The sequence below is a fragment of the Streptomyces sp. NPDC057438 genome, assembly GCF_042802995.1.
Classification (GTDB): domain Bacteria; phylum Actinomycetota; class Actinomycetes; order Streptomycetales; family Streptomycetaceae; genus Streptomyces.
Map to the genome: position 1 here is coordinate 1 of NZ_JBHVDD010000141.1, position 13,586 is coordinate 13,586.

The 13,586-nt window shown below is 72.4% G+C and carries 11 protein-coding genes; 3 read left to right on the forward strand and 8 right to left on the reverse strand.

The features are described 5' to 3' along the window. Positions 1–41 precede the first annotated feature (41 nt). The 8 genes from ACFU5F_RS40455 to ACFU5F_RS40490 all read right to left on the reverse strand — a co-directional run bounded on the left by ACFU5F_RS40455 (position 42) and on the right by ACFU5F_RS40490 (position 10,349). The gene (locus tag ACFU5F_RS40455; protein WP_383898440.1) at positions 42–932 is read right to left on the reverse strand and encodes a calcium-binding protein; all 891 of its coding nucleotides are present in this window, start codon (positions 930–932) and stop codon (positions 42–44) included. A 170-nt stretch (positions 933–1,102) separates the two neighbouring features. Next, on the reverse strand, positions 1,103–1,381 hold the full coding sequence (locus tag ACFU5F_RS40460; RefSeq protein ID WP_358950552.1) for a hypothetical protein: 279 nt from the start codon (positions 1,379–1,381) through the stop codon (positions 1,103–1,105). A gap of 158 nt (positions 1,382–1,539) precedes the next feature. Continuing rightward, a complete protein-coding gene (locus ACFU5F_RS40465) occupies positions 1,540–2,400 on the reverse strand; it encodes a 3-hydroxybutyryl-CoA dehydrogenase (protein WP_383898441.1) in 861 nt (286 codons plus the stop codon). 86 nt (positions 2,401–2,486) lie between these two features. Further along, complete coding sequence (icmF, locus tag ACFU5F_RS40470) at positions 2,487–5,717, reverse strand: fused isobutyryl-CoA mutase/GTPase IcmF (RefSeq protein ID WP_383898443.1); 3,231 nt, start codon at positions 5,715–5,717, stop codon at positions 2,487–2,489. A 126-nt stretch (positions 5,718–5,843) separates the two neighbouring features. Next, positions 5,844–6,848, reverse strand: a complete 1,005-nt coding sequence (locus ACFU5F_RS40475) for a PDR/VanB family oxidoreductase (RefSeq protein ID WP_383898444.1) — start codon at positions 6,846–6,848, stop codon at positions 5,844–5,846. Between the two features lie 20 nt (positions 6,849–6,868). Continuing rightward, positions 6,869–8,059 (reverse strand): acetyl-CoA C-acyltransferase, encoded by a 1,191-nt coding sequence (locus ACFU5F_RS40480; protein ID WP_383898445.1) that lies wholly within the window; start codon positions 8,057–8,059, stop codon positions 6,869–6,871. Between the two features lie 50 nt (positions 8,060–8,109). Next, positions 8,110–8,715 carry a histidine phosphatase family protein gene (locus ACFU5F_RS40485; RefSeq protein ID WP_383898447.1) on the reverse strand — a complete coding sequence of 202 codons (606 nt, stop codon included), beginning with the start codon at positions 8,713–8,715 and terminating at the stop codon, positions 8,110–8,112. A gap of 95 nt (positions 8,716–8,810) precedes the next feature. Then, positions 8,811–10,349: an AMP-binding protein gene (locus ACFU5F_RS40490; protein ID WP_383898449.1), complete on the reverse strand. Its 1,539-nt coding sequence runs from the start codon at positions 10,347–10,349 to the stop codon at positions 8,811–8,813. A gap of 198 nt (positions 10,350–10,547) precedes the next feature. On the opposite strand from ACFU5F_RS40490, the gene ACFU5F_RS40495 reads away from it, so the two are divergent. The 3 genes from ACFU5F_RS40495 to ACFU5F_RS40505 are packed head-to-tail and all read left to right on the forward strand — an operon-like array spanning position 10,548 to position 13,438. Continuing rightward, a complete protein-coding gene (locus ACFU5F_RS40495; RefSeq protein WP_383898451.1) occupies positions 10,548–11,843 on the forward strand; it encodes an acyl-CoA dehydrogenase family protein in 1,296 nt (431 codons plus the stop codon). A gap of 59 nt (positions 11,844–11,902) precedes the next feature. Beyond that, on the forward strand, positions 11,903–12,667 hold the full coding sequence (locus ACFU5F_RS40500) for an SDR family NAD(P)-dependent oxidoreductase (protein ID WP_383898453.1): 765 nt from the start codon (positions 11,903–11,905) through the stop codon (positions 12,665–12,667). 3 nt (positions 12,668–12,670) lie between these two features. After that, positions 12,671–13,438: a ThuA domain-containing protein gene (locus ACFU5F_RS40505; protein ID WP_383898454.1), complete on the forward strand. Its 768-nt coding sequence runs from the start codon at positions 12,671–12,673 to the stop codon at positions 13,436–13,438. Positions 13,439–13,586: the final 148 nt, after the last annotated feature.

Below are 13,586 nucleotides of genomic sequence, written 5' to 3' on the forward strand. Positions count from 1 at the left end.
GGGCCGGACCGCGGCCTCGCGGTCCGGCCCGTCGCGGAGCCTCACGCCTCGCAGGCGCTCTTGGTGTCGCTCGTGTCGGCCGTGCACGTGTCGGTGTTGGTGCCCCCGTTGAGGGAGTCGTTCCCGAACACACCGTCCACGGCGTCGAGGGTGTCGTTGCCCGCGCCACCGCTGTGGCTGTCGCCGCCGGCGCCGCCGACGAGGGTGTCGTTGCCCGATCCTCCCACCAGGAGGTCGTTGCCCCCGAAGCCGGACAGGATGTCGCCCGCCGTGCCCCCGGTCAGCGTGTCGCCGAACTGGCTGCCGTAGACCATCTCGACGTCCGTGAGGACGTTGTCGCCCTCCCCGCCGATCCCGTCGTCGGCCGCGTTGTCGATGTCCACCACGACGCCGGAGGTGCTCTCCAGGTAGCTGGCGATGTCGCTGGTGCCGCCCCCGCCGCTGAGCCGGTCGGCGCCGGTGCCGCCGATGAGCAGGTCGAAGGTGACACCGCCGTTCAGGGTGTCGTTGCCCGGGCCGCCGTTGAGGATGTTGCTGCCCGGGCTGGGACCGCCGTTGATGACGTCGTTGCCGGACTCGCCCTTCAGATCACCGCGGACGTTGCCGGTCTTGGTGATGATGTCGTTGCCGTCACCGGCGTTGACCACGACCGTGTCGCTGCCCAGATTCACCGGGCAGGCCACCGAGCCGTTGCCCTGGACCGAACAGCCGACGCCGGCGGTCAGGGTGTCGGAGGTGTCCTGGATGACGACGTTGCTCCCGGACAGGCCGACCGTGATGTTGTTCGCGCGTCCCGCCGCCGCGTTCACGACCACGTTGGTCCCGCTCTTGAACACACCGGTGGCCGCGCTCGCGGGCCCTCCGGTCAAGGTCACCGCGGAGCCGGCCATCGCCGCCACCACCACGACCCGGAGTAACGCTTTACTGCCCATGGGTTCCCTCTCATCAGCCTGAACGTCCCGGCCGCGCACCCGGGGGCGCGTCGAACCGGTGCCCACGGTGTCAGGAGGACCCTGGCGGTACATGGGGGAACGGCCCCCATGTACCGCCGGAACGGGGAAGCGGCTCAGGAGAGGGAGCGGCTGGGGAGGGGGGAGCGGGCTCAGACGTAGACGCCGGACTCGAAGCCGAGTTCCTCCCACCGCTCCTCGGTGAAGGGGACGCCTCCGTCCACGGACACCAGGCAGGTCACGTCGATGTCCCAGCGGCCGTCGTCACCGACGAGGACGCTGTCGACGTTCACGACGTCGTAGGTGTCCAGACGGATGCCCAGCCCGGGGAAGGGCGGGACCGGCAGCCGCAGTTCCCGCAGCCACGTTCCGTCCGGCGTGTAGGCCACGAGCAGTGCCCGGATGGGGCCCTCGGCCAGCCTCTTGCTCACGGTATTTTCCTCTTCACCGGTGGTCGGCCACGTCGGTCCGCGACGAGACCCGCCGTCACGCTATCAGCCGGTTCGTCCGGTCAACGTCGTTGCCCCCGTGCGGAGTTGGCGGTACGGGAAACCGGGGACACCGGGGCGCGGGGCACCGGGCACATGGTTCACGTGTCGTAGACGTGGAAGCCCCGGCCGCTCTTGCGGCCCAGGTGCCCCGCGGCGACCATGCGGCGCAGCAGCGCGGGCGGTGCGTACAGAGGCTCCTTGAACTCCTCGTACATCGACTCGGCCACCGCCTGCGCGGTGTCGAGGCCGATGAGGTCGAGCAGCCGCAGGGGCCCCATCGGGTGCGCGCAGCCCAGCTCCATGCCCTGGTCGATGTCCTCCGGGCGGGCGCCGCCGGACTCCACCATCCGTACCGCGCTGAGCAGGTAGGGCACGAGCAGGGCGTTGACGACGAATCCGGAGCGGTCGGGTGCCTGGATGACCTCCTTGCCCAGCTGCGCGGCGAAGGCGCGGGTGCGCCGCAGGGTCTCCTCGCTGGTGGTGAGGGCGGGGATCAGCTCGATCAGCCGCTGGACGGGCACGGGGTTGAAGAAGTGCATGCCGATGAGCTGCGCGGGCCGTTGCGTGGCGACCGCGAGGTCGACGACGGGGATCGAGGAGGTGTTGGTGGCGAGGATCGCCGTGGGGTCCTCGACCGCCTTGTCCAGGGCGCGCAGCACGTCGGTCTTGATGTCGCGGTTCTCGGCGACGGCCTCGACGACGAACTGGCGGTCGGCCATGTCGCCGAGGTCGTGGGTGAAGGACAGCCCGGCGAGGGCCCGGTCCCGCTGCTGTTCGCTGAGCTTGCCGCGCCGTACGCCCCGGTCGAGGGAGGCGGTGATACGGCGGCGGCCGGCTTCGACGGCGTCGTGGGTGGCTTCGGCGACACGGACGTCGAGGCCGCTGTGGGCGGCGACTTCGGCGATGCCGGAGCCCATGAGGCCGCAGCCGACGACGCCGAGGCGGGTGACGGGATCCATCCGGGGTCCTATCTGCTGGGCCCCGCGCGTGGTGCCGCGCGGGGCTTGCGGGCTTGCTTCACGTTGCGGCGGTTTACTGGCTCGGTTCAGACGTTGCGGCGGTACTGGCCGCCGACCTCGAAGAACGCCTCGGTGATCTGCTGGAGCGAGCAGACCCGGGCGGCATCCATGAGAACGGCGAAGACGTTGCGGCCGCTCACCGCCGCGTCCTTGAGGGCGGTCAGGGCGGCGTGGGCCGGGTCCCGGTGGCGGGCCTGGTACTCCCGCACGCGCTCCAGCTGGGACTGCTTCTCCGCCTCGGTGGCGCGAGCCAGCTCGATGACGCCGGGCTCGGCGGTGTCGGCGTGGGGGTTGCGGAAGGTGTTGACGCCGATGAGGGGCAGGGTGCCGTCGTGCTTGCGCTGCTCGTAGAGCATCGACTCGTCCTGGATACGGCCGCGCTGGTAACCGGTCTCCATCGCGCCGAGCACACCGCCGCGTTCGCTGATCCGCTCGAACTCCTGGAGGACCGCCTCCTCCACCAGGTCGGTGAGTTCGTCGATGATGAACGACCCCTGCAGGGGGTTCTCGTTCATGGCCAGGCCCCACTCCCGGTTGATGATCAACTGGATGGCCAGGGCCCGGCGCACGGAGTCCTCGGTGGGGGTGGTGACGGCCTCGTCGTAGGCGTTGGTGTGCAGGCTGTTGCAGTTGTCGTAGATCGCGATGAGGGCCTGGAGGGTGGTGCGGATGTCGTTGAAGTCCATCTCCTGGGCGTGCAGGGAGCGGCCGGAGGTCTGGACGTGGTACTTCAGCTTCTGCGAGCGGTCGTTCGCGCCGTACTTCTCCCTCATCGCGACGGCCCAGATGCGGCGGGCGACCCGGCCGAGGACCGCGTACTCGGGGTCCATGCCGTTGGAGAAGAAGAACGACAGGTTCGGGGCGAAGTCGTCGATGCGCATGCCGCGGGCGAGGTAGGCCTCGACGTAGGTGAAGCCGTTGGCCAGGGTGAAGGCCAGCTGGCTGATGGGGTTGGCCCCGGCTTCGGCGATGTGGTAACCGGAGATGGACACCGAGTAGAAGTTGCGGACCTGGTTCGCGATGAACCACTCCTGGATGTCGGCCATCATCCGCAGGGAGAACTCGGTGGAGAACAGACAGGTGTTCTGGCCCTGGTCCTCCTTGAGGATGTCGGCCTGGACCGTGCCCCGTACGTTCGCCAGCGCGTACGCGGTCAGCTCGGCCGCCTCCTCGGGCGAGGGGTCGCGGCCCTCGGCGGCGCGGAACCGGTCGGTCCGCTGGTCGATGACGGTGTTGAGGAAGAACGCCAGGACGGTCGGCGCGGGCCCGTTGATCGTCATGGAGACCGAGGTCGTGGGCGCGACCAGGTCGAAGCCGTCGTAGAGCGCCTTCATGTCCGCCAGCGTGGCGACCGACACCCCGGAGGTGCCGACCTTGCCGTACACGTCGGGGCGCTCGTCCGGGTCGCGGCCGTAGAGGGTGACCGAGTCGAACGCGGTCGACAGCCGGGTGGCCGGCTGGCCCTCGGAGAGCAGCTTGAAGCGCCGGTTGGTGCGGAACGGATCGCCCTCGCCGGCGAACATACGGGCCGGGTCCTCGCCGTCGCGCTTGAAGGGGAACACCCCGGCGGTGAAGGGGAAGTGGCCGGGGAGGTTCTCCCGGCGCCAGAAGTTCACGAGTTCCCCGTGGTCGGTGAAGCGGGGCAGCGCGACACGGGGGATCCTGTTGCCGGACAGCGACTCACGGGTGAGCTTGGTACGGATCTCCTTGTCCCGGACCTTCACGACCTGCTCGTCGCCCGAGTAGGAGGCGATGACGGCGGGCCAGTTCGCGATCTGCTCGACGAGGTCGTGCGGGAGCTGTCGGCGGGCGCCTTCCAGCAGCGAACCCACGTCGTCCGCGCCGAGGCCGGCGTCGAGGAGTTCGCCCCTGACCGCGTCCAGGCGCTGCACCCGTCGGGCGGCCTCGGCGAGCCGGCCGGTCTCGGCGTGGTAGGCGCGGACGGCGTCGGTGATCTCGGCGAGGTAGCGCACCCGGTCGGCGGGCACGACCTGGCGGATGCCCGAGGAGTGCCGTGCGTCGACCACCGGCAGTGTGCCCCCGGACAGCGGCAGGCCCTTGTCGGCCAGGGCGGCCTTGAGATGCTGGTAGAGCGCGGTGACCCCGTCGTCGTTGAAGGTGGCCGCGGAGGTGCCGTACACCGGCATGTCCTCGGGGCGTTTGCCGAACGCCTCGCGGTTGCGGACCAGTTGGCGGCCCACGTCGCGCAGCGCGTCCTTGGCGCCGCGCCGCTCGAACTTGTTGATCGCCACGACGTCGGCGAAGTCGAGCATGTCGATCTTCTCCAGCTGCGAGGCGGCACCGAACTCCGGTGTCATCACGTACAGCGAGGTGTCGACGAACGGCACGATCGCCGCGTCGCCCTGGCCGATGCCCGGCGTCTCCACGATCACCAGGTCGAACCCGGCGGCCTTGACCACGTCGATCACGTCGGTCAGGTGCTCGGGCAGCTCCCGGCTGCCGCGGGTGGCCAGGCTCCGGAAGAACACCCGGCTGCCGTCGAGGGAGTTCATGCGGATGCGGTCGCCGAGCAGGGCGCCGCCGCCCCGGCGGCGGGTCGGGTCGACCGCGATCACGGCGATCCGCAGCTTGTCCTGCTGGTCGACGCGGAACCGGCGCACCAGTTCGTCGGTCAGCGACGACTTGCCCGAACCGCCGGTGCCGGTGATGCCCAGGACCGGGGTGACCCGGGCCGCCGCGGCGGCCCGCAGCTGGGCCAGGAAGTCGGCCGGCAGCTTGCCGAGTTCGGCTCCGGTGACGGTACGGGCGATCGCGAACCGGTCGCCCGCGAGGACGGCGGCGACGTCGGCCGGCTTGCCGTCCCACAGGTCGAAGTCGCAGTCCCGCACGACCGAGTTGACCATCCCGGCCAGCCCCATCCGCTGACCGTCCTCCGGGGAGAAGATGGTCACCCCGCTCGCCCGCAGCCGGGTGATCTCCTCGGGCACGATGACACCGCCGCCCCCGCCCACCACACGGACGTGGTCGGCGCCCTGCGCGCGCAGCGACTCGACCAGATACTCGAAGTACTCCACGTGTCCGCCCTGGTAGGACGAGACCGCCACACCATGGGCGTCCTCCTCCAGCGCGGCGTCCACGACCTCGCGGACGGAGCGGTTGTGTCCGAGGTGGATCACCTCGGCGCCCTGGGACTGGAAGATCCGCCGCATGATGTTGATCGACGCGTCGTGTCCGTCGAACAGGGCCGAAGCCGTGACCAGACGGACGGGGTGCACGGGCTGGTGCAGGTCGCTCATGGGGGCCTTCCCGGACGGGTCGCTGAAACTCTGCTGCAGAGATACTAGGACGTCCTACTAAATTGCCGGAAGTGGCGACGCTGATGTGAGCAGCGGCACAGGGCCGCTCGGGTGACGGCCCCCTGGTCACAGGTCGAGGACCAGGCGGGGTCCGCACGCACGGGAGACGCAGATGAGCATGGTCTCGCCGGCCGCCCGCTCCTCCTCGGTCAGCAGGGAGTCGCGGTGCTCGGGTTCGCCGTCGAGCACGTCGGTCTCGCAGGTGCCGCAGGTGCCTTCCCGGCAGGAGAAGTCCACCGCGACGCCGGCCTCCTCCAGGGTCTCGAGCACCGAGCGGTCCGGCGGCACGGTGAGGGTGAGCCCGGAGCGGACCAGCTCCACCTCGAAGGCCTTGTACGCCCCGGTATCGGCCGCCTCGCCCGCTCCGGCCGCCCCGGCCGTCTCTGCCGGGGCGAACCGCTCGACGCCCAGCGTCCCCGGGGGCCAGCCGGCCGATGCCTCCCGCACGGCCCGCAGCAGAGGCTCGGGACCACAGGCGTGCACCAGGGTGTCCGGCTCGGGCGGGCCCAGGAAGGAGCCGAGGTCCAGCAGGCCGTACTCGTCCTGTGGGCGGAGCAGGACGCGGTCGCCGTAGGGGGCGAGACGGTCCAGGAACGCCATGGAGGTGCGGGTGCGGCCGCCGTACAGCAGGCGCCAGTCCGTGCCCGCGGCCTCCGCGGCCTCGACCATGGGAAGGATCGGCGTGATGCCGACGCCGCCCGCGACGAACAGGTGGCGTCCGGAGGGCCGCAGCGGGAAGTTGTTCCGTGGCCCGCGGACCCGGACGGTGCTGCCCTCGCGCAGACGGTCGTGGACGTACGCGGAGCCGCCGCGGCCCCGCGGCTCGCGCAGTACGGCGATCTGCCAGGACCCGCGTCTCTCGGGGTGCCCGCACAGGGAGTACTGCCGGATCAGGGTGCCGTCGGCTCCGGCGTCGTCGCCCAACAGTACGTCGATGTGGGCGCCCGGCGTCCAGGCGGGGAGCGGCCCGCCGCCCGGGCGGCGCAGGGTGAGGGTGACGACGCCGTCGGCGGCGGGGGCACGGGTCTCGACGGTCAGGATCGCCCCGGCCGGGGGCAGTGGGTCGTTCATGGTGTGTCAGCTCCGAGGTTTCAGGCCTGCGCCGGTACGCGCAGCAGCAGTGCGTCGCCCTGGCCGCCGCCCCCGCACAGGGCCGCCGCGCCGGTGCCGCCGCCGCGTCGTCGCAGTTCCGCCGCGAGGGTCAGGACCAGACGGGCGCCCGTCATGCCGACCGGGTGGCCGAGGGCGATGGCGCCGCCGTTGACGTTCACCCTGTCCAGGGGGAGGCCCAGCTCCCGGACGGAGGCGAGGGCGACTCCGGCGAACGCCTCGTTGATCTCGAACAGATCCACGTCGGCGGCGTCGAGCCGGCCGTCCCGGGCCAGCGCGTCGCGGACCGCCCCGGCCGGCTGGACGAGCAGCGAGGGGTCGGGGCCCGCGACCGTGCCGTAGGCGCCGATCTCGGCGAGCGGGGCCAGACCCTCGCGCCGGGCGCGCTCCGCGCTCATCACGACGACCGCCGCGCCGCCGTCGGAGAGCTGGGAGGAGTTGCCCGCGGTGACGGTGCCCCCGTCGGAGAACGCGGGACGCAGGCGCCCCAGGCTCTCGGCGGTGCTGTCCGGCCGTATGCCCTCGTCGGTGTCCACCACCGTCCCGCCGTGCCGGCCCGGGACCTTGTAGGGGGCGATCTCGTCGGCCCACGCACCCGACTCCCGGGCGCGTGCGGCCCGTCGGTGGGAGAGCGCGCTGTACTCGTCCTGCTCCTCGCGGGTCAGCCCGAACGGCTGCTGGTACCGCTCGGTGGCCGCGCCCATGGAGACGTGGTCGAAGGCGCAGACGAGGGCGTCCCGGTCGAGCCCGTCCTCGACGGCGGCGCCGCCGTACCTCCAGCCGCCGCGCGCACCGCGCAGCAGATGCGGGGCGCCCGACATGGACTCCATACCGCCCGCGACGACCACCTCGTGCCGGCCGGACGTGATCATGAGGTCGGCCAGGGCGATGGCGTGCAGACCCGACAGGCAGAGCTTGTTGACGGTGCTCGCGGGAACGGAGAACGGGATACCGGCGCGGATCGCGGCCTGCCGCGCCGGGTTCGGGCCGGCCCCGGCCTGGACGACATGGCCCATGACGACGGCTTCCACGGCGGCCGGGTCCACCGGCGCGGCGGCCAGCGCCGCGCCGATGGCATGGGCACCGAGATCGACGGCGGAGACGGCGCTCAGGGCGCCCATGAGCCTGCCGACGGGCGTTCTCGCACCGGAGACGATGACGGATCCGGGCATGGCCGGAACCTCCTGCGGGGGACGGGACGGGGCGGGGACGAGGAGACGGGTCAGGCGACAGCGTCGACGGCGCGCTCGGCGACCATGTGGGCCGTCTCGTTCACCGAGTGCAGGACGATCCGGCCGCCCGGCAGCCGCCGCACCCTGCTGACCGAGGTGTAGCCCGGGTGGAACCAGAACATCGTGGGCAGGCCCAGCACGGTCGCCAGATAGGTGTTGGTGATGCCGCCGTGGCACACCACGGCGACCCGACCGCCGGTGTGGGCGTCGAAGACGGTGTCCATGGCCCGTACGGCACGCGCGCGGAAGGCGTCCCAGTCCAGATCGGGCACGAAGTCCTCGTAGCGGCCCTCGGCCAGCGCCGCGGCCCGGGGATCGTCCGCGCCGATCTGCTCCGGTGGTGTGTAGGGATGCGAGACGTCCGTGTCCCACTCGCGCAGGTCGTCCAGTACGGCCGCGGTCATGCCGGTGCGCCGTTCGAGGGGCGCGGCCGTCTCGCGGGCGCGCCGGAACGGGCTGGTGTACAGGGCGTCGATGTCCTCGTGGACCAGCCAGGCGGCGAGACGTTCCGCCTGGGCGGTGCCCTCCGGCGACAGCCCGGGGTCGTACACGCCCGCCACGGGGAGGCCGTGCCGGATGAGGAGGAGTTCGGTCATGGAGGGTCCTTCGTACGGGGGCGGAGGTCGTCGTGGGCGGGCGGCCGGCAGCCCGCAGGCGGTGGGCGGCGGGGCGTCGGGCGCCGGGGCCCGGTTCAGCCCGCGATGGTCCGCTCGGAGTGCCAGTAGGGGCGGCGCATCGCGCGTTTGTCGAGCTTGCCCATCGCGTTGCGCGTGAGTTCGGGGACGAACTCGTAGGACTTCGGGCATTTGTAGGCGGCCAGCCGGTCGCGGCAGTGGCGGTCGAGTTCCTCGGCCGGCGTGCCGTCCCCGGCCGCCACGACCAGCGCCCGCAGCGACTCGCCGAAGTCCGGGTCGGGCACACCGATCACCGCGACCTCGGCGACCGCCGGGTGCTGCCGCAGCACCGCCTCGCTCTCGGCCGGGTACAGGTTGACACCGCCGGAGACCACGACGTCCGCGGCCCGGTCGGTGATGAAGATGTAGCCGTCGGCGTCGACGTAGCCGATGTCGCCGAGGGTGAAGACGCCCGGGGCGAGGTAGGCGGACCTCGTCTTGTCGGGGTCCGCGTGGTAGCGCACACCTCGGTCCTCGGGAGCCCGGAACGCCAGCAGCCCTCGTTCGCCGGGCGGCAGCGGCCGGCCGTCGTCGTCGGTCACCAGGACCTCGAAGGGCGGGTGGGCGCGGCCGACCGACCCCGGATGGGCCAGCCACTCGGTGCTGCCGATACGGGCCACGGTGCCCGCCTCGCTCGCGCCGTACGACTCGGTCAGCACCGGACCGAACCACTCGATCATGGCCCGCTTCACGTCCGGCGGACACGCGGACCCGGTGTGGGAGACCTGGGTGAGGCTGGAGACGTCGTACCGGGCACGCGTCTCGCGCGGCAGGGCGAGCAGCCGCTGGAAGTGGGTGGGCACCATGACCGTGGAGGTGGCCCGCCACTGCGCGACCCGGCTGAGGCAGACTTCCGGGTCGAACCGGCCGAGCACGACCACCGGTTGCCCCGCCGCCAGATGGCGCAGGGCCGTCAGCGGCGCGTTGTGCTGCAGGGGGCCGCACACCAGGTGCGGGCCCGGCGGGAAACCGGACCGGGCGGAGATCGCGGCCAGATAGGCGGAGCTGTCGGCGACCGGACCGCTCACCCAGCGCACCTCGGTGCCGCGCGCCCGGCCGGTCGTGCCCGAGGTGTAGACGAGGGGCGGCCGGGCGGGGCGGTCTCCCGGAACGGTGAGGCCGGCGGGGGCGGCCGCCAGCCACAGGTCCCAGTCGAAGGCGTGCCCGATCGCCGGGGTCCCGTGCAGCACCAGCGGCAGGCCCAGTTCCCGGGCCGCGTCCAGGGCCGCGCCCGCGCCCGCGGGTCCGGCGACGATGCCGGTGGCGCCCGCGTCGATGATCTGGTCCACGAGTTCGCCCGACGTCAGATGCCGGGACGCGGCGACGGTCCCCACGCCGGCTCGCAGTCCGGCCAGATGGGCCACCAGCGTCGGCGCGGCGTTGTCGCCGAGCACGACGACCCGGTCCTGCGGGCCGGGCGCGATCTCCAGCAGCCGTCCCGACGCCCGCGCCACCTGGTCCGCGAGTGCGGACCAGGACAGCACTTCCCAGTCGTCCACCAGGGCGGGCCGGTCCGGGGTGCTCCGGACGCGACGGTCGAGCGGCAACTGCGACATGGCTCCTCCGGGCGGCTCCTCGGTCCCCTCCCGCGATCCGGGAGGGTCGATGCTCTGACTGTAGCGTTTATCAAGAAAGTGCGGAACACTCTGACCCACGCCGAGCACATCCCCGCATGGTCGGGTGGATGATTCGGACGCTGACTGATCCCCGTTACTGCAACTGTCGTCTGGTAAGTGCCTTTCCAAGGAGGAGCCATGTCCCCGTTCCAGGGAGGAGCCGTGTCCCCGCCCGATCCGGACTCCTGGCGCGTACAGGTCCGACAGTGGCTGGCCACCGTCCTCGACCCGGCGCGAACGCCGGAGACGACCGGAGAGGCCGGCCTCGCCGTCTTCCACAACCTCCCCGAAGCCGCCGAGCGCCTGCTGCTGGAGCACTGCCGCGCCTACCAGCGGGCCCGCTTCGACGCCGGCTACCAGGCACTGACGCTGCCGGCGGACCTCGGCGGGGCCGGCCTGAGCGCCGCGCACGTGGCGGTCTTCGCCGAGGAGGAGTCTGCCTTCGACGTACCGCCGTCCACCGAACTGATCAGTGTCACCGTGCGGCTGGTCGCGATGGCCGTCTCCCTGTTCGGAACGGCCGGGCAGCGCCGCGACTTCGCGCGTCCGTTCCTGCGCACGGACCTGCTGGCCTGCCAACTGTTCAGCGAACCCGGCGCCGGCTCCGACCTCGCGGCCGTACGCACCCGCGCCCGGCAGGAGGACACGGACACCGCCCGCCCGGCCGAAGAAGGCGGCGGGGGCGACTGGGTGATCGACGGGCAGAAGGTGTGGACCTCGGGAGCGCAGTTCGCCGACTACGGCCTGCTGCTCGCCCGCACCGATCCGGATGTCGTCAAACAGGCGGGCATCACCGCGTTCCTGGTCCCGATGGACGCCCCCGGCGTGGACGTGCGCCCCATCCGGCAGATGAGCGGCGGTGCCTCCTTCAACGAGGTCTTCCTCAGCGGTGTCCGCGTCCCGGACCGGCTCCGCATCGGGCGTCCCGGACAGGGCTGGGAGGTCGCCACCACCACCCTCGGCTTCGAACGGACCGCGTCCGGCAGCGGCAACAGGCGCAAGGGAGGCACCTTCACCGACGTCCTCGCCCTCGCCCGCTCTCTCGGCCGCACCGACGACCCGCTGGTCCGCCAGCGCCTCGCCGACCTGTACGTCCGCACCGAGCTGCGCGCCGCCACCGTGGACCGCGTCGCGAGGACGAGCGCCGCCGGCGGCCGGCCCGGCCCCGAGGCGTCGCTGACCAAGCTGATGGCCTCCGACCTGCTCACCCGCACCGGACAGCTCGCCGCCGACCTCATGGGCGCCCGGATCTGCGCCGACACGGGGGAGCCGGGCACGTTCGCCTGGACGCAGCATCTGCTCGGCGCACCCGGCTACCGGCTGGCCGGCGGCACCGACCAGATCCAGCGCAATCTCATCGGCGAACGCGTCCTGAAACTGCCGCCGGAACCGCGCACGGACCGGGTGCCGTTCTCCCGGCTCACCGACGGCTGAGCGACCGACCGAGCGACGGCACACCCATCACCCATCACCCATCACGAAGGAGTGACCCCATGGATCTGGGACTGACAGGCGCGAAGGCGCTGGTGACCGGCGCGAGCCGGGGCATCGGCCGGGCGATCGCCACCACCCTGGCGGCCGAGGGCTGCGCGCTGGCACTCTGCGCCCGGGGCGAGGAGGCGCTGGCCACGGCCGCCGCCGAACTGCGCGGCGAGGGCGCGACGGTGTTCGCCGAACCGGTCGACGTCACCGACCCGGCCGCGCTCGCGGGCTTCGTGGCGCGGGCGGCCGACGCCCTCGACGGACTGGACCTGCTGGTGTCCAACGTCTCGGCGGGCAACGTCAAGGGCCCCGAGTCGTGGGAGGCGAGCCTGCGCGGCGACCTGATCCCCTTCGCGGGACTCGTCGAGGCGGCCCTGCCGCACCTGGAGGTCTCCGACCGGGCCGCCGTGGTCGCCATCGGCACCACCAACGCCTCCGACACCGCCCGGCCCGCCGGCGCCAACTCCTACTCCGCCCTCAAGGCCGCCGTGGTCCAGCACGCCTCCGCCCTCGCGCACGCGCTCGCGCCGAAGGGCATCCGTGTCAACACCGTCTCGCCCGGCCCGATCGACTTCCCCGGCGGCGCCTGGGAGACCATCCGCACCAGCCGTCCGGAGGTCTACGAAGAAGTCCTCGCCAAGCTGCCGATCGGCCGCTACGGCACCGCGGAGGACGTGGCGGCCGCCGTCGCGTTCCTGCTCGGGCGGCCCGGCTCCTTCTGTGTCGGCGTCAACCTCGTGGTGGACGGCGGGCTGCTGACCCGCGTCCAGTACTGAGCCGTGGCGGGCCCGGCCGGCCGGCTGGACGCCGTACTGGTCTGCGGCGGCAGGTGGCACGACTTCGACCACGCGCGGCTGCGGTTGCTGCAGCTGCTCGCCGAGCATCCGCGGGTACGTACGACGGTCTTCCAGGACTACGCCCGCACCGCCGCGCTCGACGAGGCTGACCTGCTGATCACCTACACCTGCGACGTCCGGCCCGGCCCCGCCGAACAGGCCGCGCTGGCACGGTTCGTCGAGCGGGGCGGGCGCTGGCTGGCCCTGCACGGCACCAACGCGGTGATCGAGCCGCCCGCTCCCGGCGGGCCACGGGTGTTCACCACTCCCCGGCTCCTCGGCGACGTCGCCGTGGTGCTCGGCAGCCGGTTCCTGGCCCACCCGCCGATCGAACCGTACGAGGTGCAGGTGACCCGGCCCGGTCATCCGCTGGTCGCCGGGATCGAACCGTTCACGGTCACCGACGAGCTGTACGTGTGCGAGCTGCACGGGGAGCTGGAGGTGCTGCTGCACGCCGAGTACACGGGCCCGTGCCGGGGTTTCGCCGAGGGCGGCACGGCGGCCCTCGACCGGGCACCGCGGCCGGTGCTCTACCTCAGGCGCTACGGCCTCGGCGAGGTCTGCTACTTCACGCTCGGCCACTGCCGGGGCCGCTACGACGTACAGGACCTCGGGGTGGCGGACACGGGGCGGGCGGACCGGGGGCCGTGGGACACACCGGAGTTCCTCACGGTGCTGGGGCGTTGTGTCGAGCGGGCGGTGGGCGGTTGAGCGTGACGATCGGCGGCGGGATGCTTCGACCCGGAACGGGTTCGCCCCCGCCGCCCGGGATTGTCCTCGCCCCCGCCGCCCCTACCCGTCCCATCCTCGGGGCTCCGCCCCGGACCCCGTTCGCGCAGTTCCCCGCGCCCCTGAAAAG

Bases quoted from the DNA above. Each gene is read 5' to 3' on its own strand.
- ACFU5F_RS40455 (WP_383898440.1), bottom strand. From the start codon at position 932: ATGGGCAGTAAAGCGTTACTCCGGGTCGTGGTGGTGGCGGCGATGGCC.
- ACFU5F_RS40465 (WP_383898441.1), bottom strand. From the start codon at position 2,400: ATGGATCCCGTCACCCGCCTCGGCGTCGTCGGCTGCGGCCTCATGGGC.
- icmF (WP_383898443.1), bottom strand. From the start codon at position 5,717: ATGAGCGACCTGCACCAGCCCGTGCACCCCGTCCGTCTGGTCACGGCT.
- ACFU5F_RS40475 (WP_383898444.1), bottom strand. From the start codon at position 6,848: ATGAACGACCCACTGCCCCCGGCCGGGGCGATCCTGACCGTCGAGACC.
- ACFU5F_RS40480 (WP_383898445.1), bottom strand. From the start codon at position 8,059: ATGCCCGGATCCGTCATCGTCTCCGGTGCGAGAACGCCCGTCGGCAGG.
- ACFU5F_RS40485 (WP_383898447.1), bottom strand. From the start codon at position 8,715: ATGACCGAACTCCTCCTCATCCGGCACGGCCTCCCCGTGGCGGGCGTG.
- ACFU5F_RS40490 (WP_383898449.1), bottom strand. From the start codon at position 10,349: ATGTCGCAGTTGCCGCTCGACCGTCGCGTCCGGAGCACCCCGGACCGG.
- ACFU5F_RS40495 (WP_383898451.1), top strand. From the start codon at position 10,548: ATGTCCCCGTTCCAGGGAGGAGCCGTGTCCCCGCCCGATCCGGACTCC.
- ACFU5F_RS40500 (WP_383898453.1), top strand. From the start codon at position 11,903: ATGGATCTGGGACTGACAGGCGCGAAGGCGCTGGTGACCGGCGCGAGC.